Annotated in this window: 15 protein-coding genes; 7 read left to right on the plus strand and 8 right to left on the minus strand. The window is 46.3% G+C overall.

Features of this window, described 5'->3' with window-relative positions:
• Positions 1–28 precede the first annotated feature (28 nt).
• Positions 29–316: a TMEM165/GDT1 family protein gene (locus NDI48_26185; protein ID MEP0834657.1), complete on the plus strand. Its 288-nt coding sequence runs from the start codon at positions 29–31 to the stop codon at positions 314–316.
• Between the two features lie 412 nt (positions 317–728).
• On the opposite strand, the gene ilvD is transcribed toward NDI48_26185, so the two are convergent.
• On the minus strand, positions 729–2,573 hold the full coding sequence (gene ilvD / locus NDI48_26190) for a dihydroxy-acid dehydratase (GenBank protein MEP0834658.1): 1,845 nt from the start codon (positions 2,571–2,573) through the stop codon (positions 729–731).
• Between the two features lie 820 nt (positions 2,574–3,393).
• On the opposite strand from ilvD, the gene NDI48_26195 reads away from it, so the two are divergent.
• The gene (locus NDI48_26195; protein ID MEP0834659.1) at positions 3,394–6,684 is read left to right on the plus strand and encodes a tetratricopeptide repeat protein; all 3,291 of its coding nucleotides are present in this window, start codon (positions 3,394–3,396) and stop codon (positions 6,682–6,684) included.
• A gap of 372 nt (positions 6,685–7,056) precedes the next feature.
• On the opposite strand, the gene alaS is transcribed toward NDI48_26195, so the two are convergent.
• Entirely contained in the window at positions 7,057–9,813 is a 2,757-nt protein-coding gene (gene alaS, locus NDI48_26200; protein ID MEP0834660.1) for an alanine--tRNA ligase, read from the minus strand.
• 821 nt (positions 9,814–10,634) lie between these two features.
• Between alaS and NDI48_26205 the strand changes: the two genes are divergently transcribed.
• Both NDI48_26205 and NDI48_26210 read left to right on the plus strand, forming a co-directional pair.
• Positions 10,635–10,838, plus strand: coding sequence for a cation transporter (locus tag NDI48_26205; protein ID MEP0834661.1), 204 nt, complete (start codon positions 10,635–10,637; stop codon positions 10,836–10,838).
• 305 nt (positions 10,839–11,143) lie between these two features.
• On the plus strand, positions 11,144–12,115 hold the full coding sequence (locus NDI48_26210; protein MEP0834662.1) for a GGDEF domain-containing protein: 972 nt from the start codon (positions 11,144–11,146) through the stop codon (positions 12,113–12,115).
• A gap of 51 nt (positions 12,116–12,166) precedes the next feature.
• On the opposite strand, the gene NDI48_26215 is transcribed toward NDI48_26210, so the two are convergent.
• Together NDI48_26215 and NDI48_26220 are read right to left on the minus strand one after the other, a co-directional pair.
• Positions 12,167–12,865, minus strand: coding sequence for an ATP-dependent Zn protease (locus NDI48_26215; protein MEP0834663.1), 699 nt, complete (start codon positions 12,863–12,865; stop codon positions 12,167–12,169).
• 291 nt (positions 12,866–13,156) lie between these two features.
• Positions 13,157–14,080, minus strand: a complete 924-nt coding sequence (locus NDI48_26220; protein MEP0834664.1) for a D-alanyl-D-alanine carboxypeptidase family protein — start codon at positions 14,078–14,080, stop codon at positions 13,157–13,159.
• Positions 14,081–14,234: 154 nt separating this feature from the next.
• Here NDI48_26220 and NDI48_26225 point away from each other — a divergent pair, with 154 nt between their 5' ends.
• On the plus strand, positions 14,235–15,269 hold the full coding sequence (locus NDI48_26225; protein MEP0834665.1) for an AEC family transporter: 1,035 nt from the start codon (positions 14,235–14,237) through the stop codon (positions 15,267–15,269).
• Positions 15,270–15,392: 123 nt separating this feature from the next.
• Here the strand turns inward: NDI48_26225 and NDI48_26230 are convergent, their stop codons facing one another.
• The 4 genes from NDI48_26230 to NDI48_26245 all read right to left on the minus strand — a co-directional run bounded on the left by NDI48_26230 (position 15,393) and on the right by NDI48_26245 (position 19,895).
• Positions 15,393–16,418, minus strand: a complete 1,026-nt coding sequence (locus NDI48_26230; GenBank protein ID MEP0834666.1) for a radical SAM protein — start codon at positions 16,416–16,418, stop codon at positions 15,393–15,395.
• Positions 16,419–16,463: 45 nt separating this feature from the next.
• Positions 16,464–17,786 carry a three-Cys-motif partner protein TcmP gene (gene tcmP, locus NDI48_26235; protein MEP0834667.1) on the minus strand — a complete coding sequence of 441 codons (1,323 nt, stop codon included), beginning with the start codon at positions 17,784–17,786 and terminating at the stop codon, positions 16,464–16,466.
• A 227-nt stretch (positions 17,787–18,013) separates the two neighbouring features.
• Complete coding sequence (locus tag NDI48_26240; protein ID MEP0834668.1) at positions 18,014–18,916, minus strand: Rpn family recombination-promoting nuclease/putative transposase; 903 nt, start codon at positions 18,914–18,916, stop codon at positions 18,014–18,016.
• A 448-nt stretch (positions 18,917–19,364) separates the two neighbouring features.
• Entirely contained in the window at positions 19,365–19,895 is a 531-nt protein-coding gene (locus NDI48_26245) for a phosphoribosyltransferase (protein MEP0834669.1), read from the minus strand.
• A gap of 145 nt (positions 19,896–20,040) precedes the next feature.
• On the opposite strand from NDI48_26245, the gene NDI48_26250 reads away from it, so the two are divergent.
• Together NDI48_26250 and NDI48_26255 are read left to right on the plus strand one after the other, a co-directional pair.
• Entirely contained in the window at positions 20,041–21,504 is a 1,464-nt protein-coding gene (locus NDI48_26250; protein ID MEP0834670.1) for an MFS transporter, read from the plus strand.
• Positions 21,505–21,826: 322 nt separating this feature from the next.
• Entirely contained in the window at positions 21,827–22,885 is a 1,059-nt protein-coding gene (locus tag NDI48_26255; GenBank protein MEP0834671.1) for a glycosyltransferase family 4 protein, read from the plus strand.
• Positions 22,886–23,178: the final 293 nt, after the last annotated feature.

The raw sequence follows: 23,178 nt of genomic DNA on the forward strand, positions 1-23,178 counted from the left end.
TTCAACCTTCAAACCTTTAAATTTTCATATGGACTGGCAACTTCTGGGACTGAGTTTCATTACGGTATTTTTGGCAGAGATTGGAGATAAGAGTCAACTAGCAGCGATCGCACTAGGGGGTAGTCTCAAATCACCCCGTGCGGTATTTTTTGGCTCCGTTGCGGCACTGCTATTGGCTAGCTTGATCGGAGTGCTGGCGGGAGAAGGGGTTGCTCAGCTATTTCCACCGCGTATCCTCAAAGCGATCGCCGCCGTTGGTTTTGCCCTGATGGCTTTACGCCTGCTTTGGCCTTCACCGGCAAGCAATGAGGAATAGGCTGTATCCAATCCAATCATCTATTATTGACTTCAGGGAGCCATCAGGCCGAAGAACAACCCAGAGAGATAGAACCTGTTTGCTGTCCCTGCTCTAACTCTATATTTATTCGACTAGCTCCATCGGGAACAAGCTATGGCCTGATGACGGCTGTCCACAAGGTGATCTATTTCCTCAACAATGACATCCTCAATCCCCGATGTACTCCTCATTCTTCTGTTGATAGCTTGCTTTCTGGCGATAGCGGAAGGCGTCCCCAAAAATACGCGACGAGGGAAGCGCAAGGAGTAATACCCCTGGGCTGTTTGGCTACCAACTTAAGGCGGGACAGAATCAGGGAAAAACAGATGGAGAGCTTGGGAGTAAATTCGCCACATTAAATCGCGAATATGGTGACCTTATGCGTATTTCTCTACTCCAACATTTCCAGGTTTCGTACCGCGCCTTGATCTGCGCTAGTCGCCAGCAGTGCATAAGCCTTGAGCGCCGCTGTTACCCGACGCTGCCTCTTGTGCACAGGCTTCCATGCATCTTTGCCCAACGCTTCCATGTCAGCACGACGGTTGGCTAATTCCTCCGGCGATAGATCCACATTGATGGTGCGATTGGGGATATCGATCAAGATTAGATCGCCGTCCTTGACCAGAGCAATGTTGCCGCCCGCCGCCGCCTCTGGAGAGGCATGACCAATCGAAAGTCCCGAAGTACCGCCAGAGAAACGACCGTCGGTCAATAACGCACAAACCTTGCCCAGACCCTTGGATTTAAGGTAACTGGTCGGATAGAGCATTTCCTGCATACCAGGGCCACCACGCGGGCCTTCATAGCGAATGATCACCACGTCGCCCGGTTCTACTTCATCGCCCAGAATTCCTTTGACAGCAGCATCCTGACTTTCATAAATGCGTGCCTTACCTTCAAACACAAGAATGCTTTCGTCTACGCCTGCCGTTTTGACAATACAACCGCGTTCAGCCAGGTTGCCGTAGAGCACAGCCAGTCCGCCCTGAGTGCTGTAGGCGTTCTCAACACTGCGGATACAGCCGTTTTCCCGATCCAGGTCGAGGGAAGGCCATCGGGTCGATTGACTGAACGCTTGCTGAGTGGGAATCCCCGCAGGGCCAGCTTTGAAGAAGGTGTGAACGGCTTCATCCTCAGTCCGCATGACATCCCAGCGATCGAGCGCCTCTTTCAAGGTCTTAGTGTGAACCGTCGGTACATCCGTATGGAGCAAACCAGCCCGATCCAGTTCACCGAGAATACTGGGAATGCCACCGGCACGGTGGACATCCTCGATATGATACAGAGGTGTGTTAGGTGCCACCTTGCAGAGTTGGGGAACCTGGCGCGAGAGGCGATCGATGTCGGTCATCGTAAAATCGACATCGGCTTCATGGGCAGCAGCAAGCAAGTGCAGAATAGTGTTGGTGGAGCCGCCCATGGCGATGTCCAGCATCATGGCATTTTCAAACGCTTTGAAACTGGCTACAGAGCGTGGCAGTACCGATTCATCGTCCTGCTCGTAGTAGCGGCGGGTAATGCTAACAATGGTGTGTGCGGCGTTGAGGAACAGATCCTTACGGTCGAAATGGGTCGCCAGCACGGTGCCGTTGCCCGGTAAGGAAAGCCCGATCGCCTCGGTAAGACAGTTCATAGAGTTGGCGGTGAACATGCCGGAGCAAGAACCACAGGTCGGGCAGGCGGAACGCTCATACTCTTCGACAACCTCGTCGCTGAGACTGTTGTTTACGGCAGCCACCATAGCATCCACCAAGTCCAGTTTGTGATCCGCGAGCTTGGTTTTGCCAGCTTCCATCGGACCGCCGGAGACAAATACAGCCGGTATGTTGAGACGCAGGGCTGCCATCAACATACCGGGGGTAATCTTGTCACAGTTGGAAATGCAGACTAGAGCGTCGGCACAATGGGCGTTGACCATGTACTCAACCGAATCAGCGATGATCTCGCGCGAGGGCAGACTGTAGAGCATCCCATCATGACCCATGGCAATGCCATCGTCTACGGCGATGGTGTTGAATTCCTTGGCGACACCACCAGCCGCTTCAATCTCACGGCAGACTAATTGACCTAAATCCTTTAGGTGAACGTGACCGGGTACGAATTGGGTAAAGGAGTTGGCGACTGCAATGATTGGCTTCTCGAAATCTTCAGTATGCATTCCAGTGGCACGCCAGAGTGCACGGGCACCAGCCATATTGCGTCCCTGAGTGGAGGTTTTGGATCGATAGGTCGGCATGACACATCCTATTTGTCTAAGGGTTCTTAATAGGGGTATCTTTAAAGAATTTTAATATTTCTCCTCAGATTTTTATTTTCTGTGTGAACTTCCCCCATCCATCCAGCATTGTACCCTCAGATAGATTATTCTTTAAGCAGTAGCTGCTAGATTGATTCTCTAAAAAACATAGTTTGAAAGCTATGAAATAACGAGAGAATCGCATTCTTGATAACGTTATTAATACTGAATGTTTTTTGAAAAAGCCGCCCTTTAAAGGTGGCTTTAGGCGTATGAACGGATAAGTATTGTGCAGTGACTTGATCGCTTCAATCTTCAATATTGAGTCACTTTTTTTTGACGTCTCAGATCCCGGAGGTTTTCAAGAAGTCGGGGAGCTTGGCGTTTCCGAAGTATCTTCTACTCAAAATGGTTCCACAAGACGGCTGTTGAACCCATCATCAATGGGTTTGTACTCCACAAGGCGACCTAAGGCTGAGTTGCAGTAGATTGGTTACAGGGAGACATGAGGGGATCAGAGGATGGAGGACAGACCCATTACGACCTTTGACGGCAACTGTCTAGAACGGGTCTTTGCACTCTCAAAGCATGTCTGAGTTAGAGCGTCTTAGTCTATACTCCAGAGAGAAAAGCTGCCTGATCGAAAATCAAAATATATCCTGGTACTAAAGCCACTGGATTTTACAGTGACGTTGATTCAGCGCTCAGCCATTTGCACAGCCTGCGCGTGTACAAGCGTTGCTACCGCGCCCATCAGAGTCCGTAGGCTGGTGCGCTACACATAATCGCCAAACCTGACCGACAGGCAAAGGGAGTTGTCATGAAGTACAAGAATTGGAATATCTTCGTATTGTTAGCACGAGTCAGTGTCATCCTTTCCAGCTTCCTGTTGTCTGTTGGTCTTGCCATTGCCCAATCAGCGCCACCTCCTACCTCAGGAATTTCCACTCAGGAGCGGCAAGAGTTGGAGCGATCGCAAGGGCGATTCGATAGTCAAGCGCAGGTTATGGCTGAAGCCAATCGCACCTTCAGTCAAACCACAATGCTGTTGAATCTGATGCTGGTGACGTTGGCGCTGTTTCTAGGCGCTGCGATTGCGGCCTTTTTCCTATTGCGGCGAGCTGTGATTCGAGAGGTTGCCGAACTCGTAAGAACCCACCTCAAGGAAATGGGAGAGTTGGAGGGTAAGATTACTCGTGCCAATCAAAACGTTCAAAACATCCTCCGAGAAACTGAAAAAATGGAAGCTGAACTCAAGAATGAGGCAGACCATTTTCAGCAGGAGATAGGTGTCAAACGAGATAACATATTCCACCAACTCTCTGATCTGTCTCAATCTAAAAAACAGGCATTAACTGAATTAGAGACGCAAATTCAAGAGGCAAAACAAGCGTTAGCAACATTAGAACAAGAGTTTGCTGCCGGACTCTCTAGACTCGACTTAGAGGCTCAACAAAAAAAAGGTTTAATTCTCCATAATTTAGAGCAACTTAGCTTAGATTTTGCTCCTGAACTTTCGGCAATAAAAACGGAAGTCCAAGGGCAGAAAAATATCACCTTGCAGAACCTGAAACAATCAGAAACTGAATTTGCCACGTCTCTCTCTCAACTCCAAGCCAATGTCCAACAACAACGAGACGTAATTCTTCAGAATATACAACAATTAAGTGAGGATTTTTCTCCCCAGCTAGCGACCCTGCATTCCGATGTGCAGCAGCAGAAGGAAGCTGTTCTACAAAATATCGAAAAGTCAGAAACTGAGTTTGCCAAGGCACTGTCTGAACTACAAGCTAATGTGCAACGGCAAAGAGAATTAACTCTGCAAAATTTAGAACAATTAAGCGCTAACTTTGCTCCCGATCTCTCGGCTATTGAGGCGGATGTCCAAAGGCAGAAAGACGCCATTTTACAAAATCTAGAGAAATCAGAATCCGAGTTTGGAGCGGCGCTTTCGGTACTTCAGTCAAATGTGCTACAGCAAAGAAACTTAATTGTCCAAAATCTAGAACAATTAAGCGCTCAATATGCTCCTGAACTGGCTGAAATACAGTCTAATGTTAAAGCGGAGAAAGATGCTGTACTGCAAAATCTGAAACAATCAGAGACAGAATTTACAGCTCAATTGTCTCAACTCCAGTCAGAAGCGCAACAGCAACGAGATGTAATCCTGCAACAACTGAGAACTCTAGAAACCGAGTTTTCGCCTCAGTTGCTGACTATTCAGGCAGAGGCACAACAACAAGCCCAAAAGCATAAAGATTTAACCCTGCAAAATCTGGAGCAATTAGGACGTGACATAGCAGCTCAACTCTCACAATCTCAATCGCAGATTGAACAGCAAATGGCTGAGATTCTCCAGAAATTGCAAAATCGAGAGGTTGAATTTTCCACTCAGGCTTCTAACTCCCAGTTAGGAGTGCAAGATAAGCAGCAGCAAACCCTACAAAACTTAGAAAAATTAGAAGCTGAGGTTACCACTCAATTTGCCCAATTCCAGTCACAGATTGAGCAGCAAATGGCTGAGGTTCTCCAGAGCCTAAAAAACCGCGAGGCTGAGTTTTCGACTCAGGTTTCTAACTCCCAGTCAGGAGTTCAAGACAAGAAGACGCAAACCTTACAAAGCTTAGAAAAATTAGAAAATGAAGTTACAACCCAATTCGCCCAATTCCAGTCGCAGATTCAACAGCAAATGGCTCAGACTCTTCAGAAGTTAAAAGATCGGGCGACTGATTTTGCGGCTCAGGTTTCTAACTCCCAGTCAGGGATTCAAGACAAGAAGCAGCAAACCCTTCAGAGCATCGAACAAATAGAGACTGAAGTCACAACTCAACTCTCACAATTACAGTCTCAAATTCAAACTCGTAAAGATTTAACCCTTCAGAATCTGGACAATTTAGAGACTACGCTGGCGACTCAACTTTCTGATGTCGCCTCTGATGCTCAAACTCAAAAAGAGCAGATCTTGAAGCAATTAGCGGAGTTGTCACCCACCTCAATCGCAGAGGCAATCATTCCTGATGTGCAAGAAAGAATCCAAGCGCTGAACGAGCAATTGGAACGTCTCAAAGCTAATCATCCTCAGTTGTTTTTGAACTTGGATGACTATGTTGCTCACGGACATACTCTGATGTCTGAAGGGCGCTATGAAGAGGCGATCGCAAGCTATGATCAAGCCCTTGACCTAAAATCCAATAGTCCTGAGGTTTGGTACCAGAAGGGCGTGGCCTTATGGGAATTAAAGCGGTATGAAGAGGCGATCGCCTCATTGGATAAAGTACTGGAAATCCAGCCGAATGACCCTGGAAGCTGGTATCACCGAGGTCTCGTCCTGAAAGAGTTACAGCGGTATGAAGGTGCGATCGCAGCCTTTAGCAAGGTGGTGGAAATTCAGCCGGACGACTACAAAGCTTGGTTGCATCGGGGTATTACCTTGAGGAGATTGAAGCGCCATGAAGATGCGATCGCTTCGTTTGACAAAGCCCTGGAAATTAAGTCCGATTATCATGAAGCCTGGGTTAATCGCGGGGTAGCGCTAGGGACGTTACAAAAGCAGGAGGAAGCCTTCGAGTCCTTTGATCGAGCGGTTCAAGTTCAGCCCGATGACGCTGTAGCCTGGTCAAATCGAGGTTTGGCGTTAGGCACCTTAGAACGATATGAAGAGGCAGCGGCGTCCTTTGACAAAGTGATTGAGTTCAAACCGGACTCTCATAAAGCGTGGAACAACAGAGGTGAGATGTTAGTGAAGCTAGGGCGCGATCAGGAGGCGCTCGATAACTTTGAGCGGGCTTTGAAACTTCAACCTGATTTTGCCAAAGCTCTTTATAATAAGTCAGCCTGTTATGCCCTACAGGGTAAGGCGAAGTTAGCGATTGACCACCTGGATAAGGCAATCCGTCTAGATCCAAGTTATCGCGCCGAAGCAAGAGCAAACTCAGATTTTGATGGACTGGTAGAGGATGATCGCTTCTGGGACTTGATTGAGGGTGAAGAGATGGGTGAGCCTGCGATCGTCCCTGAGCCAGCGCAGCGCCCAAGCGCTCCTCGTGCCCCACAGGGTAATGGTCGATCACAGGGTATGCCTACCCAGCGTCAGAGGAGGCCGGTGCAGTAATTTGAGGCAAGAGAGTTTAGGACTTAGGCAAAGCTCTATGGCTCTGACTTCTCATCCAATGTGGAAAAGCTCACTCCAAACCTAACCCCCCAGCTCCTCATCCTCACATAAGAGCTCCGGTCGCTCCGGCTTCCCTACCAGGGAAGGGGGAGAATTCATACCAAATTCCGAGTTAGCTATCTCCTTTTTATAGAAAGCAGGAGGAGCTGGGGGAGAAAAATCACTTATATCGAAAGGGGGGTTATAAAAGGGGAGTTGGTATCAAAGCCTCTCTCCTTGTAGGAGACCGGAGCTTTAGTGATAGCGAAGCGAGACGAAGTCTGGAGTTTGGAGAGAGGTTCTCCACTGTAAACCCGCCCCTACAATACCTGTCTACTTGCTCAATTCAGACTGCAACTGCTGCTGTGCACTTTCCAAGGCTTCTGCCAACTTACTGGCGTCGCGTCCACCCGCTTGCGCGAAGTTGGGGCGTCCACCACCGCCACCGCCGCAGAGTTTGGCAATGCCCCCAATGAACTTACCCGCTTGCAACCCCTTGGTGTTAACGCCTTTGCTAAACGCTGCCACCAGACTGACTTTGTCAGCTTCGGGCACTGAACCCAACACGACAGCACTTTCTCCCAGTTTTTGCTGCAAACGCTCAGCAGCAGTTTTCAAGCCATCGGCGTCCACATCTTCGAGTTGAGCAACGAGAATTTTGAACTCACCCACTGACTCTGCTTTGGCTAGCAATTGGTCAGATTTGGCTAAAGCGAGTTCTTGTTTGAAGGCATCGAGTTGTTTTTGGGTTGCCTTGAGTTCGTTCTGTAAACCCGTGATCCGATCTGGCAACTCTTCCGGTTTAACTTTAAAGCGATCGCTCAATTCTCGCACTACTTTATCCCGCACGTTAAGGTAATCCAACACAGCCGGCCCTGCAACCGCTTCAATCCTGCGTATCCCGGAGGAAATACCGGTTTCCGAGACAATCTTAAATACCCCAATCTCCGCCGTATTGCTCACATGGGTACCGCCACACAGTTCCATCGAGACGCCAGGGAAATCAATCACTCGCACCTCATCCCCGTACTTCTCACCAAACATGGCGATCGCACCTCGACGCTTCGCCTCCTCAATGGGCAGCACTTCTACTTCCGCCGCATGAGCTTCCGCAATCCATGTATTGACTTGTTCCTCAATTTGCTGTACCTCTTGCGCGGTTAGAGCGCGAGGGCTGTTAAAGTCAAAGCGCAAGCGGTCAAAGTCTACCAAAGAACCCGCCTGAGAGATGGAAGGGTCAACAATCTGTTTCAGCGCCGCTTGCAGCAAGTGCGTTGCCGTGTGGTTAGCTTGGGCGCGACGGCGACAAGAACGGTCAATTTGAGCGGTTAAGGTTGCGCCTACTTCCAAGGTGCCGCGTTCGATGTGACCGAAGTGGACAAAGAAATCGGATTCTTTCTTAACATCTTCAACCCTTACCAGGACAGTATCGCCCGACAAGTAACCGCGATCGCCAATTTGTCCCCCGGATTCTGCATAGAAAGGCGTCTGATCCAGAATTACCTGCACCTTGTTACCCGCTTCAGCAGATTCCACCGACTTACCATCGACTAACAGTGCCTCTACCTTTGCTGTTGATTGGGGTTGCTTGTAGCCTAAGAATTCGGTGACTTGGATATGTTCAGCCAGCTTATCCAAGCTACCCTGTACCGTGAGGTCAATCGTTTCGTGGGCTTCGCGGGCGATTCTTCGCGCTTCTTCCATTTGCGCCTCAAAGCCAGCAATATCCACCGACAGACCTTGTTCTTCCGCGATTTCCTGGGTTAACTCCAAGGGGAAGCCATAGGTGTCATAGAGTGTAAAGGCATCTCGACCGGAAATTAAAACTTTGTCTAAAGCCTTTGGCAGGTTTGACAGCCCTTGAACCATAGTTTCTTGGACGTTTTTTGATATGGAAGGGGCTTTGTTTAAAGCCTCTGACAGGTTTGACAGCCCTTGAGCCATAGCCCCTGGCAAATTGTTTATAATATCTGCCAACAACTTCTCACCTCGTTCCAAGGTTTTCAGGAATTGGGATTCTTCTCGTTGCAGTTCCGCTTTGATGGCGTCCTCTCGTAGCCGAACATTGGGATAAGCAGATTCGGAAAGCGCGATCGCACTTTCTGCCACTTGAGCAGTAAACTCACCTTGAATTCCAATTAACCGTCCGTGACGCACGACTCGACGAATTAAGCGGCGCAACACATAACCCCGTCCCACATTTGATGCGGTAATGCCATCGGCAATCATGTGAACCACAGAACGAACGTGGTCGCCAATGACCTTAAGAGAGACTTTGGTTTTCTCATCACTCTTGGCGTAGTCGATTCCCGCAATATCTGCTGCGGTTTTGATAATCGGGAAAATTAAGTCTGTTTCGTAGTTATTCGGCACCTGCTGGAGGATTTGTGCCATCCTCTCCAGTCCCATCCCGGTGTCGATGTTTTTATTTTTGAGGGGTGTCAGCTTTCCATCAGCATCCCGGTTGTATTGCATGAACACCAAGTTATAAAACTCGATGAACCGACTATCATCTTCTAAATCGATATTGTCGTCGCCTCGTTCTGGATGAAAGTCGTAATAAAGTTCCGAACAGGGGCCACAAGGGCCAGTTGGGCCAGACACCCAGAAGTTATCATCTTCTCCCATGCGCTGAATGCGTTGGGGAGGGATACCAATTTGGTCGCGCCAGATGGCAAAAGCTTCGTCATCGTCCTCAAATACACTAATGACGATGCGTTCTGGGGGCAAACCAAAGACTTGCGTGGACAGTTCCCATGCCCAGGCGATCGCTTGTTCTTTAAAATAATCCCCAAAGCTGAAGTTACCCAGCATCTCAAAGAAGGTATGATGCCGTGCTGTGCGTCCGACGTTCTCAATATCGTTGGTGCGGATACACTTTTGGGACGTAGTGGCACGAGAAAATTCCGACTGACGCTGTCCTAGAAATATAGGTTTGAAGGGTAACATCCCCGCTATAGTGAGCAGCACCGTTGGATCTTCTGGAACTAAAGAGGCACTTGGCAGCGCATTGTGTCCACGAGTCGCAAAGAAGTCGAGGAAGGTTTGCCGGATTTCGCTACCGCTTTTGAACTTGGGGGATTCAGTCATGGTCATCTAGGGGGCTAGGAATCAAAAAGGTTGCGACAGGTCAGTCATCAGTTTGAGTACACCGGAGTGAAAACTCGGACTCAAGCTCATCACTTCCACAAAATCTGGGTGCTGATCAGTCAACTGGTTATCTATTTTTACATTTGTTTATGCGGTGTTGCTGCGTTTCTAGTCGAGGAATGGCTTGTGTCAAGCAGGATTGTCACTTCTTAATCCAATATTTGCCATTCGTAAAGACTCATCAACTTTGGTAAACGGCGTGTAGCCGCTATGGGAGGCTATGGTAGTTTAAATACATGGACATCGAACTCCAGATAAACAACGGAGAAAAACAAACCCAAGGGCATAGATGCGATGTTCCCGATCTGTGACCCAAGCGCAGCTCCAAAGCAGCCAAGCATAGATTCAAGGGGCTAAACGCCAGGGCAACCTGAGCAAGCCAAACGAAGGTCTAGGAAGACGCAACTGTGTTGGAATAAAGTCAAGGTAGAGCTGTGAAAGTTGTAAACCTTAGTAATTTACCGTTCATTAGGAAATCTGAAAGTTAACTCGTTGAAAATACAAACTTGTGTACTTGAATGGGTCTAGCAACAATTGGCTAGGCCCATTAAGTTTTAAGCCCCGAAAGTTTTAAACAGGTGGTTTTTTTGTGTTTTTAGGGGGTTAATCAGGCTTCTCTGGGTTCCGTGGCGACCTGATAGAGATGCTCAATGGTAGTTAATTATCCCCTAACGAAAGAAAAAACAGACCCTAAGTTCTCGCTAAAGCTTTACAATTAAGGGTGAAATGTAATTAAAATACACCAAAAACAGAGATTAACTATGGCGGAAAAGACTTTGTCGTTCAATGTTCCGAGTATTGTCTGTGATGGCTGCGCTAAGGCTATTAAGGATGAGATTCTCACTCATGAGTCAGACGCTAAAGTTAATGTTGATGTAACAGCTAAGACAGTAAGTGTGGACACCGGCGCGTCCGAAGAATCCATTAAACAGATGATCATAGCTTTGGGTCACACGGTAAGCTGAACAGGCTAGAAAAGCTTTCTCAGCCTAAATATTAAATGAGCTTTGTGTTTAACTTCCATCCCTACGCGCTGACGTGAGGGGTGGTGTTCTTTTGTTGGCGTGCACGTCGCCTATTCTCGTAAGAGTTGCGGGTAGCGTGTAATAAAGCGAGATGACGCACTTAGCCGATAATTGCTACCAACCTACACAAGTTTGCCGATCCCCTCTATATTGTATTTGCACTCATAAGTGGTATTATCATTTTTTTTTAAACTCTCTAATTTACACTTAGGCAATGCTGTAGCTCGCCAAAGCTACATATCATCATGGACGCTTCTATCTTGGTGGTTGGAAATGATCAGTTTCTCACCACAATTGTTAACCAGATTGGTAACATTATGTCTGGCACGGTTGAGGCGTCCTCTGCGCTTAATGAGGTTATACCCTTAATTCGGAGCAAACAACCTGCTATTTTGATTTTGCAGGCGGCGCAACTTGGCTGTTTGGAACTCTGTCATCAAATTAAAGAGCAGTCTCAGCTAGGCTGGACGTACTGTATTTTGGTAGATTACCAGTCTGAACTCAGTGTTGATGGAATGTCATTAGACCCGCATCAAGAGATGATGGCTTGTGGTCAAGCTTTGGAACATGGTGCAGATGCCTACTTACGACTCAGTGCAGTTCTTGCTTATGAAGAAATTCGCTTGCTGAAGGCGCAAATTCAGGCCGGGTTACGAGGAGTGCGATTTTATCGGGAAGTGATGCAAACAAATGACGTTTTGTCAACCATGGCGTTAGCCGATCCGTTAACAGAACTAAGCAATCGTCGAGCAATGGAATGGGAGTTACCTCGACAAATTCATAATTCTCGTGTCGAATCGACGCCGTTGAGCCTTGTCATGCTGGATGTGGACTATTTTAAATCCGTGAATGACACTTACGGGCATCAAGTGGGCGATCGCGTTCTGCAACTGCTGGCTGCTCGTCTACGACATAACCTACGCTTTCAGGATACCCTTTTCCGTTATGGCGGAGAAGAATTTGTGATTGTTCTGAGTAATACAACCTTTCAAGATGCCCTAATCGTTGCTAGACGCCTGAGATGCTTAATTAGTGACCAACCTTTTCACATTGATGGGTCATTAGCGCTGGGAATTACAGTTAGCATGGGACTGGCTTCTCTGATTTCCACAGATGATGCGAAAGGCGAAAGTCTAATCCGACGTGCCGATCATAATCTGCTACGAGCCAAGTCCAGTGGTCGTAATCAGGTGTTTTGTGGGGATGACGGTTTTTAAGGGTTGAAGGTTGAAGGCTGAAGGTTGAAGGTTGAAGGTTGAAAAAACTGTTTAAGCAGCAATTTCTGAGGCTTGGTAATGTTGTTGAATCACCTGATAGCACTCGGCTATTGAGGCTCGTTGTTCCATCGCCGCCACGAGTGCCTCGTAAGATTCCCAGTGTTCCTCAATTAGGGTTTGAGCTTGCCGCATAGCCAACCGTTCTTTGAGTTGAAATTCGCTGCCCTGGCGTCCCAATAATGTCAGCGTCTCTCTCAGTTTCTGCCGATCTTCTCCGCCTCCCTCCGCACTGCCGTAGACTAAAGTTTCGGCGGCAATTCCCGCCATCCAGACTTTGCAGAATCGATCTAAAGTCCATTGCAGTTGCCTCACATCAAGCACATCCGGAGAGAGTGCGTCTGTATTAAACATGACACCACCCAAACCGGGTTGTCCTTGCTTAAAAGCTTCCCAGGCGGTTAGGGTATATCCCGTAATGGGAATACCCAGGAGGTACGCGACGAGGAAGTGACCGGCTTCATGTCGTAAGATGCGATCGCGATGCTGACTTCTGGTACCCGCCAGCCAATCTAATAGTAAGGTAGCGCCTTTGCCTTGGAAGTTGAAACTATCCAATGTGGCAAGGCTCAAAACTCCCAAAGTCGTAACGGCAGGGATGACGGGTGAGATATTAAACATGGGGCCTAACAGCGCTGAAAGCGTCATGCCGAAGACGCCAATGGCAATTAGATTCAGAGCGGTTTGTTCCATTGGTTTTATCGAGTTTTTGTTAACTTTTATTAATTTTAAGACTTAAACCTGTTTTCGCTGCGGATAAATCGTTGGTTCTTGGGGTGGGTTTAACCTCTCCCCCTAACCCCCTCTCCTACGAGGAGAGGGGGAATAAGAGGAATTAGTTTTTTGTGGATACAAGATAAGATGCTTTCTCAGCCACAACAATTACTGATGGCTGTAAGCATCAAAGCCTCTCTCCTATCAGGAGAGAGGTTTGGAGAGAGGTCAGAGTGTACCTCATCTAATCGAGAAAACCTATATATTGCCTTAGGGAGTTGCTGAGGGCGTTGTCGCTGAAGGTGAGGTTGGCGTTGCGGACGGTTCTGTGGGTGAAGGTGAGGTTGGCGTTGCGGACGGTTCCGTCAGTTCAGTTGAGTTGGGCGTTGCTGAAGGTTCTGTAGGTGAAGGGGATGCAGGACGAATTAAGTTTTTAGCTTTGTAGAAGGTTTTTAAGCTGTCGGTATCGCCTACAAAGCGCCAGTGCCAGGGTTCATAATTGACACCTTGAGCATTGTCTTTGGGGAAGGATATCTCAAAACTGTAATAAGCCGCATTTTTCTCTAGCCATTTAAAGGCGGAAGTCGTCTCAAAGGTAGGACTGAGATTGGTGGCGGGTGTCTTCCCATCGCCAATATCTACCGCGTAACCGGTATGATGCTCACTATATCCGGGGGGCGCACTGACTTCTGCGCGTTTGGTGGTTACTTGTCCGCGCTGCGCCTTGACATCAAAAAATAAGTGCTTTTGGTCGGCAACGGCACGAAAGCCGGAAATAGGGACTAAGCTGATGCCCTCTCTCGCGGCTGCGGCTGACATCGCGTTAAATTTATCAGCAGCAGCAGCACGGAGTCTAATCTGTCCATTGCCTGTAATGGGTTTGAGTTCCGAGACGGGTGCTTCTTGATAGGGCAAATGTCCGAGGAGGTTATCCACCTTTTCGGTTTCGGGACTCGATGGTGTCGGACTAGCTGCCGATGTTGACGTTTCGATTGGCTTTGGTTTGGATGCTGCAATAGACAAACTGATGATTGTGGCGATCGCGCCTAAGCCCAATAGCCCTACAATTACCCAAACAGGCTTGATCCGAGAGCGGCGTTTAACGTCGGGTGTATCCCGTAGCGCCTCTGGAATATCGTCGTCTGGTGAGACTGAAAAGTTACCTGTTTTTCCTGGGAGATCCCCGTTATTCAAGAATCCACTCCTACACTGAAAATCAATACTGAACTGACCCGCTTGCTTTGCCTTGAGTTAGTCTAACAGCCTCTCTCGGAGTGTGTCTTCTCAAGCCACCTATTTTCTAGGATTGGCTTACCATCGTACAGGTGTGTGACAAAGAGAGTGCATCATGCCCAGTGTTAATACTGAGCTGTTACAACCATTGATTAAACTCTATATTCAGCTAGGCGGCGGTGTCCTGCTGGGGTGGGTTTTAGGGCGCTTGCTACCACAAAGAGTGCCAACCTTGATTGGTCAATTTCTCTTCTGGATTGGCGTACCCGTCAGTATTATTACTTTTCTGCGGCGTGCTGACTTATCCGGAGCAATTTGGATTGCGCCAGTGATGGCATGGATAGCGATTTTACTGGGAGCGGGATTAGCGTGGAGTTGGATTAAATTCAAAAGTAGGGGCAGGTTGGGTGTTGTTAGCCATCAGCAATCTTCGTCGCTTTTCCCTTTAAACCCGCCCGTATCTGCTAGTAACCAGCTATCTGGGGCGTCTGTCGAGTCTTGGAGTAAGCCTGCACAGGGGAGTTTTCTGTTATCGGCAATGGTGGGTAACACAGGTTATCTGGGCTTTCCAGTGACGCTGGCGTTGGTAGGAGAAAAGTATTTTGGCTGGGCGCTGTTTTATGACATGCTGGGAACGGCAATTGGAGCCTACGGTTTGGGTGTGGTTCTTGCTGCACGTTTTGGCACAGAAGTCAAGAGTAGTTGGCAGTTAGTTCGGGCAATTTTATACAATCCTGCCCTGTGGAGTTTGGGGTTTGGATTGGGGTTTCGTCAGATTCCTCTGCCTGAGTTGGTGGAAGGGAGTTTACAGGGATTGGCTTGGAGTGCGATCGCACTTTCTCTGATATTAATTGGAATGCGCCTGTCGCAGTTAGATTCTTGGAGTCGTCTGAGGCAGGTGTCGGTGAGTCTGGGGATTAAAATGCTGCTCGTGCCGCTTGTGTTGGGGATTGTGCTCAGGCAGCTAGGGATTACAGGTGCACCGCAGTTGGTGATTGTGCTGCAAATGGGGATGCCTCCAGCGTTTGCGACTTTGGTATTGGCGGAAGTGTTCGATTTGGAACGTGATTTGGCTGTTACGGCACTAGCGGTTGGTTCTATTGGGCTTTTGTTGACGTTGCCTGTTTGGTTGTTGTTGTTTGGGGGTTAGTCATTTTGGAAGAACCCCTCCCCACCCCTCCCCGCTACGGGGAGGGAGCCAGAGATGGCTGTGAGCAGGGTGTTCAGGGTGCTAACTGCGCCCATTGCTCAGAGTTAACTCAGTAGAGTTGCCTTAGCGAAGGTCAGCAGTAGTTTTTTTTGAGTTTTTACGAGTAGCCTGAGTAGCTTTAGCTTTAGTCTGTGTGCCTGTCAGGCTGTCCCACTTTTCTACTGTTGGCTTATATAACCAATCGTCTAACTTAGCTTCATCCACATATCCTCTTAGTTCAGGATCAGGCCAAATATGAAGCCGATCAAAACATCCTATGTCTTTGGCTGCGGCTTCAATATCTTCCCACTGTCTTTTAAAGGTTTCTGCCCAGGATTGTTTGCTCATAATGGAACTGGTAAATTCCAAGCCTGCTGCTAGCATCCGTTTTCCATTAGTTCCACGAGCATTGATGGGTTCCCAAAAGATTACCTCTGGATTAATATGCATTATTTTCTCCAGATACCTTTTGAAGTGATCTAAAGTCATGGTAGGAGGTGTAGGAGCCATCGCAACATATAACCGACACCCAGCTTGATGACCTTCCTGTAGAGCTTTGTAGCGTTCAGTTGGCGGAGGTGATTGAGGTTCAATCTTGCGGCTGAGTTCATCATGTAAAAATGGCAGACTCATGCCAACTATAACGTTGTCATTTTTAAGGACATCAATATCATTTACCCACAACAGACCACGAGTCAGAATCCTGACTCTTTTGTTATATTTCAAGAGAACCTGAACAGCGTCACGAGTTACACTTGCCGTCTGCTTGTTTTGGTAGGGATCGGTGCCAGAACAAAGTAAAACTACTCCCTTACCTTCCGATGTTTCTCGCCAAGCTTTCTTACGACTTAGAACTTTTTCTAGTTTCTCAGGAATGTCTTCACGAACAAAGAGATATTGTCCCCAATCCATCTGAGGATTGTTTACTCCTTTTTCCCTCAACTGTGATTGTTTTGTCCGAATCGCTGGAGTTGAAGGTACATAACAAAAGGTACAACCATGCAGACACCCTGATGCTACGTTAACCACATAGTCACATAATCCCTTCTTGTTGAGAGCGCTCTCCTGAAGTGGATTAACAATTTTCTCGGTGCCTTTGACGATGGACATTTTGTACCTCCAGTTATAGAGCGGAGAGTATTATGAGTTTAGTTCCTACAAATCATTCGAGAAAAATTTACTCTTATAAAACAAGGAAACTTGATATTTTTTAACCACTTTAATTATATCATTCTTTCTAAATTCAATTTGCTTTCCTTTTAACAATTTCCCACTTCTCCAAGCTTCTAACTCTTTTTCATTTATATATCTGTTTAAGTATTTATTGTAAAGTTTTCTATTGGCTGGATTTAATGGCATAGTCTTCTGGCGTATTTCTTGAAAAGAAATACCATCTGGATTGTCAAAGATAAGTTTACCGACATCTCGATCTAACTTATCCATACAAATTTCATAACTATCTCTAGTGATATTTAGTTCAAGATCCATTTGATTCTGATTATAATAATTAGCTGTTTTAAACCCGTATCCATATATCTCATAGTGATATTGATAATCTAAATTATTCTCAGACTCAAAGCACTCCTTTATAACTTCTAGTGCTGTCAACTTTTGTGAAAGATGTAGTAAATAGTACAATACAAGTTTTTCTCCTCTAGGCATCAATGAAAAAGTAAATACATATTTTGATTGGCCTCTCTCTAGAAATAGTTTTACCGTTTGATCTCTCAGGTAGCACTGTTCTCCCATGCTGCTATCTTCTAGATTAGCTGCCTCATAGTATCCGTCAGCTTCAAGAATTTCTTGAAAGCCACGTTTCTGACTTGTATATCTTTCAATGAGAAATCTTCTTATATAATCAATCATGTAAGTATAAAGTATTTCAGAACCCTTTATACGATTAATTTCTCTAATAGTTCTCATTGAAACATCTGTCCATCCAAAGGGATCGAGAAAAAAGAATGAATGACCTTTATGAGAATCAATCGTAAACACACAGTACTTCAAAAAAAATTCAAATTCACCCTTTAGAAATACACATTGCTCTATCCTTTCTCCAAAACCATCGTTATAGGTATGTGGATTTTCATCAATTAAATCTTCCAATCCAGCTTTTAGCATTGAGTAGTTTTTGAGACAGCTCAAGTGACTTTCATTACTATCTATAAAGATATACTTGATATTTAATGGTTCTGGATAAGTTCGTTTTGACTTCCTATGTGCTTCTCGGACAGATTTTATAATTCTAATAGGAGAACCTTCCCAATCTTGTCTGCTGTCGTTATCTTTATATATTCCACCGCCACAAAATCCATCAATGAAAGTAAATTGTGTTTCTCCACGTCGAGTTTTTGCATAAAGCGTGTAAACTAAATTTTCAATATATTTTTCAAGGATTAAATGTTTTGCTTTGGTATGAGGATCTAGAGAAGGGATAAAACTTCCATCAGCACTCCACTTTGCTTGCGCTTTACTCATTTTGGGAATCTCCCGAATAAAGTTTAGTAGTTCTAACAGTTTAGAAGCTTTCAATTACCTCTTTGAGTTTAGTGAGCGCTTCCTCTTGAGTACTTCCTTGACTAACTAAGCCATTTTGTTGACACAAACTTACCCAGTAACCTGCGCTTGTTCTCAAATTGTACTGCAAAAACATTAATCCAACCGGTTGCGGTTGTCTGACTGTACATTAGTGACATCCAAGACTTTCAATTATCGGTAAGATTATTCTGACCTTGCAACCAATCCATCAAATCTGAAATACTTGTAAAATCTAACAACGCCTCTGCTAGATTCTCTAATTCCTCAATCGATAATCGACGAATACGGCTTTGGATATCCGGCGCAATTTCACCACAACGACGCCGAAGGAGACGCACAATTAATTCTAGCTTTCCTTCCTGTCTACCTTTAATAATTGCGCCCTGCTGGTCTTCAAGAAACATCTCCCGCTTCTCTAAATCTTCCAACTCCTCAGGACTCAAGTTAGCTTGATTTGCGATTCTCAAAGCCTTCCCTATTTCCGGCACTATCTCCATTGTTTCTGGAATTGTCTCCAATTGGTTGGTGTTTTTCATAAAATATATCCATTTTTCAGTCAAAGTCTCTAAATCCTCCAACTTCTTATTAAACTTGGGTAATTCAACAAAAAACAGCTCTAGCTCATGATTCGGATAGTCGAATAAATCCTCATTTTCTTTAAACACAAAATGTGAAATTACCCGCTCTTGATTTTCAAACATTTCAAAATCTGTAATAGTCAAAGCAATCACGGGCTTTAACTTCCAATAGCCTTCACCCGATTTGAGTTGCGTCGAATATGTTTTAGCGGCATTGTACAAAACCCGTTTATCAAAAGCAGCTACATTCAAAACTTGCATTTCGATAATCACTGTTTTGTCTCCAGTAATCTTGGCTTTGACATCCAGGTAAGTATCCTTCAGCCCTGTAACTTTAGAAGCTGAATAAGGATTGATAATCTCTAAATCTCTGACGGTAGGTTGACCCCCATATAGGATGGCATTCAAGAAGCTAATGAGAATATCCTTGCTATCCGTGGAACCAAATATTTTTTTAAAGGCAAAGTCTGTTTTAGGACTAATAAATCTCATATTATTCAATCGATAGCTTATATTTTGTACTTCGCCGTGAACTAAAGTTCTGGCTGAAAGCTCAGGACTTACGCAGCTACACTATCTATAGCGCTTATGGTGCGTTACGCTGCGCTAACACACCCTACAAATAGAGGCTTTGCGTAAGTCCTAAGCTCAAACCCGTTAAAACTGACATCTTGCATCAGTTGCAACAACCGCCAGTGGTTAAAACCACTGTCTCATCGTTAAAGTCGTCTAAAAGACGACTGGATGAGAATTTTAGTCCACTTCAGTAGACTTGAGCTATGAGACAAGAACTTAAGTTCTTGGCGGGTTATGGGGCTTATGGAGAATGGTGCAAGATGTCACTTAAAACGGGTTAAAACTTCAGAAAGCGATCGCACCAATAGATAAGATGGGCATTGCCCACCCTACCCGTAGAGCATCTGCGTAAGTTTGAGGACGTTTATCCCCTTGGCACTTCCCCCACCAGATAACTTTCAGCCAACTGTGCAGGACTCATCAGTTCATACCGTTCAAACGGCTGATGAATCCAAGGATTGTCCGCTAAATAATCCACGTAATAATCGGGAGTAATCACAGAGCAATCTTTGTACCAGAGGACAGCCGTGCGAATCTGCTCAATTTCATTCCCATGATGCTCTTCCAGCCAAGTCATCGACTCCCGAAGGCTGATACCCGAATCCACTAAATCATCAACGAGTAACACGCGACTCCCCAATTTTTCAGCCGTCATTGCCAAATGGCGCGAAAAGTGTATCGTACCTCGAACCCGATTCTCTGCCCCCCCATAGGAAGACGCAGAGAGAATCGCTAGGGGTTTGTCGTAAATTCGGCATAGGATGTCCCCAACTCGTAACCCTCCCTTGGCGATGCAGACAATTTGGTCGAAATCCCACTTCGATTCATAGATTTTGGCACCCAGCAGTTCGATTTTTTGATGGTACTCAGACCAAGAAATGTAAAGGTCAGGCATAACGAGCGTCTAAAAAGGCGTCAATAAGCAGTAAACCAAATCGTACAACGAGTAACTTCATCCCCTGGTTTAGAATTGGACGGCTGCCAAAGGTTATATTCGCGTTGTGCGATTTTCAGTCCCAGTTGCTAGTTCATCTGCTGTTATGAGTAACACTTCCTCTTCTGACTCTTCCGTTCCTCCTGATACATCTACCTCCCAAAAGCTGAGTTTTATTACCAAACTCGCTTACGGTGCTGGTGATTTGGGGCCGGCTATCACGGCTAACTTGGGTGTATTCTTTGCGCTGTTTTTCTTTACCAATGTGGCAGGACTCAGTGCTGGGTTGGCAGGCAGCATTCTGATGATTGGTAAGATTTGGGATGCGGTTAACGATCCAATGGTGGGGGTATTGAGCGATCGCACCAAAAGCCGTTGGGGACGCCGACTTCCCTGGATGCTCTATGGGGCAATTCCCTTTGGAATATTCTTCTTTTTACAATGGATTGTTCCCAACTTCAGTGCTGACAGAAGTGCCAACAACTGGGCGCTGTTCTGGTACTACGTGATTATTTCCATTTTATTCAACATCTTCTACACCGTCGTTAACCTACCTTACACGGCCCTAACCCCAGAACTCACCCAAGACTATAACGAACGCACCAGCCTCAATAGCTTCCGCTTTGCCTTTTCGATTGGCGGCAGCATTCTATCGTTGATTCTGGCTCAGCTTATCTTCGCTCTGTTAAAAATTCCTGTCACTCAACAGTATTTGGTTTTAGCCGGAATTTGTACAATTCTCTCCGTCTTGCCTTTATTTTGGTGTGTTTTTGGTGTGCGCGATCGCATCCTGGCTTATGAAGCCCAACATAGTACGACAGAGCAATCTGAACAAATCCCCATCCCAGAACAGCTACGGATTGCCTTCAATAATCGCCCCTTTCTATTTGTCGTCGGGATCTATCTGTTTTCCTGGCTAGGCGTCCAAGTTACCGCCTCCATTCTTCCTTATTTTGTGGTCAATTGGATGGGTTTACCAGAGGCGCAGTTTCCCCAAGTTGCGATCGCTGTTCAAGGCACTGCCCTCGTCATGTTATTCGTCTGGAAAGCCATTAGCGATCGCGTGGGTAAAAAAGCCGTTTACTTCATGGGTATGGTGTTGTGGATTATCGCTCAAGCGGGTTTATTTTTCCTGCAACCGAGTCAAATTGGCTTGATGTATATCCTCGCTATCCTGGCAGGATTTGGTGTTTCCACGGCTTACCTTATCCCTTGGTCAATGATGCCAGATGTGATTGAACTCGATGAACTCGAAACCGGTCAGCGTCGGGAAGGTGTCTTTTATGGCTTCATGGTGTTGCTGCAAAAATTTGGTTTAGCGCTGGGTCTATTTTTAGTCGGACAATCGTTGGAAGTGGCGGGTTTTATCGAGCAAATTCCTGGACAACCCACACCGACTCAACCTGATTCTGCCTTGTTCGCCATCCGCCTTGCCATTGGCCCTCTGCCTACCGTTGCCCTAATCGGTGGTTTGATTCTGGCTTACTTCTATCCCATCACCCGCGAAGTTCATGCAGAAATTCTCTTGAAGCTGCAAGAGCGTAAGTCTGGCTTGGAACGCCGGGAGTGACATTCTTTTGTATTAGGGCTTCTCTCAGTTTTGGCTGTGTTCTCCCGTTAAACAACCAATTATAACGGGAGTCCTCGCCGTGAGTGAATAGATGACGAGAGTGTTCGATTATGGTATTTTTAAGAAAACGTAATACAACTGCATACAGACACGTTTACCTAACAAACAAATGCCATGTTTCTAGGTTTAATCGGAGTGTTACGCTTTTGACAGACAGATTTCTAAGTAAGGAAAATCAAGCTAACTTTTTTCAAAGTTCGTCAAAAAACCTAACCAGAGGTTTTGACGCATTTTCAATCAACACAGTCGTAGCATCTAATCCATGAGAATTGCACAGATTGCTCCCCTTTGGGAACGTGTTCCTCCCTTCCGCTATGGTGGAACTGAGTTAATTGTCAGTTTGTTAACCGATGAATTAGTGCGGCGCGGTCATGAAGTGACATTATTTGCGTCGGGTGACTCTATTACCAAAGCTCACTTGGAGTTCATACATGAGCAAGCGCTGAGATTAGATAAAAAGGTTAAAGAACCGATTCTTTACGAGCAAATGATGCTCGCCAAAGTCTATCATCAAGCTCATCATTTTGATATTATCCATTCTCACGTTGGCTGTGCCGTTCTGCCCTATTGCAGTTTCGTTAAGACGCCAACCGTTCACACCATGCATGGTATTTTCACGCCGGATAATGAGAAAATGTTCCGGCAATTTGCATGGCAACCCTATATCAGTATTAGTGAGGCTCAACGAGAACCCAAGCTGGGTCTTAACTACGTTCATACCGTTTACAACGGCATTGATACCACCGTTTATCGCTTCCAAGAGCAACCCTCTCAACCCCCCTATCTCGCCTTTGTGGGACGCCTCTCACCGGAAAAAGGGCCAGCCGGTGCGATTGAAATTGCCCGCACACTTGGCTTACCGCTCAAAATGGCGGGTAAGATTGATGCCGTTGATCGTGACTATTACGACGAACAACTCAAACCCCTGATTGATGGGGAGCAGATTCAATATCTCGGTGAAGTATCCCACGAAGAGAAGATAGAACTGCTAGCGGGTGCGACGGTTACCCTGTTCCCGATTACCTGGCGAGAACCCTTTGGCTTGGTGATGATTGAATCTATGGCCACAGGAACGCCAGTAGTGGGTATGGCGTTGGGTTCTGTGCCCGAAGTGATTGCCCATGGGAAAACCGGGTTTGTCTGCGGTAGCTTGGAACAGATGATTGAAGCCGTTCCCAAGGCGATGCAATTAGATCGCAAAACTTGTCGAGACTATGTGGTGAGGCGTTTTAGCGTGGAATCGATGGTCGATGAGTATGAACGGGCTTACCAAATGGTTCTCAGTGGCAGAGGACAAAACAAGGACGATCAGGTGTCTTAGTCTCTCAGCCTAAAGGGTCTATCCTCCATTCAGGTAGGGGCAGAACCTATCGTGCCCCTACCTGATTAGAAAACGAATAATTGATAATTGTATACAAATATTTAGTCTCATCACAGAATCTTATCGTTGCACATTAGTCGTAACGGTTTCCGGTACATTCGTATATTGATACAGAGGAAAACTGGGCGTAAGCGTTACACCAAAAAGAGGACTCATTTAAGATAGACACATTGACGCCGGAGACATTTGTCAACTGGCGCATCTTTTTGCGTGCATCTACAACTCAACGGTTG

Source organism: Microcoleus sp. AS-A8 (assembly GCA_039962225.1).
Taxonomy (GTDB): domain Bacteria; phylum Cyanobacteriota; class Cyanobacteriia; order Cyanobacteriales; family Coleofasciculaceae; genus Allocoleopsis.

What these genes read in the sequence shown, in the direction of transcription:
- NDI48_26195 (MEP0834659.1), top strand. Translation starts at nt 3,394, where the DNA reads ATGAAGTACAAGAATTGGAATATCTTCGTATTGTTAGCACGAGTCAGT.
- NDI48_26230 (MEP0834666.1), bottom strand. Translation starts at nt 16,418, where the DNA reads ATGTCCATCGTCAAAGGCACCGAGAAAATTGTTAATCCACTTCAGGAG.
- tcmP (MEP0834667.1), bottom strand. Translation starts at nt 17,786, where the DNA reads ATGAGTAAAGCGCAAGCAAAGTGGAGTGCTGATGGAAGTTTTATCCCT.
- NDI48_26210 (MEP0834662.1), top strand. Translation starts at nt 11,144, where the DNA reads ATGGACGCTTCTATCTTGGTGGTTGGAAATGATCAGTTTCTCACCACA.
- NDI48_26215 (MEP0834663.1), bottom strand. Translation starts at nt 12,865, where the DNA reads ATGGAACAAACCGCTCTGAATCTAATTGCCATTGGCGTCTTCGGCATG.
- NDI48_26205 (MEP0834661.1), top strand. Translation starts at nt 10,635, where the DNA reads ATGGCGGAAAAGACTTTGTCGTTCAATGTTCCGAGTATTGTCTGTGAT.
- NDI48_26245 (MEP0834669.1), bottom strand. Translation starts at nt 19,895, where the DNA reads ATGCCTGACCTTTACATTTCTTGGTCTGAGTACCATCAAAAAATCGAA.
- NDI48_26240 (MEP0834668.1), bottom strand. Translation starts at nt 18,916, where the DNA reads ATGAGATTTATTAGTCCTAAAACAGACTTTGCCTTTAAAAAAATATTT.
- ilvD (MEP0834658.1), bottom strand. Translation starts at nt 2,573, where the DNA reads ATGCCGACCTATCGATCCAAAACCTCCACTCAGGGACGCAATATGGCT.
- NDI48_26255 (MEP0834671.1), top strand. Translation starts at nt 21,827, where the DNA reads ATGAGAATTGCACAGATTGCTCCCCTTTGGGAACGTGTTCCTCCCTTC.
- NDI48_26225 (MEP0834665.1), top strand. Translation starts at nt 14,235, where the DNA reads ATGCCCAGTGTTAATACTGAGCTGTTACAACCATTGATTAAACTCTAT.
- alaS (MEP0834660.1), bottom strand. Translation starts at nt 9,813, where the DNA reads ATGACTGAATCCCCCAAGTTCAAAAGCGGTAGCGAAATCCGGCAAACC.
- NDI48_26185 (MEP0834657.1), top strand. Translation starts at nt 29, where the DNA reads ATGGACTGGCAACTTCTGGGACTGAGTTTCATTACGGTATTTTTGGCA.
- NDI48_26250 (MEP0834670.1), top strand. Translation starts at nt 20,041, where the DNA reads ATGAGTAACACTTCCTCTTCTGACTCTTCCGTTCCTCCTGATACATCT.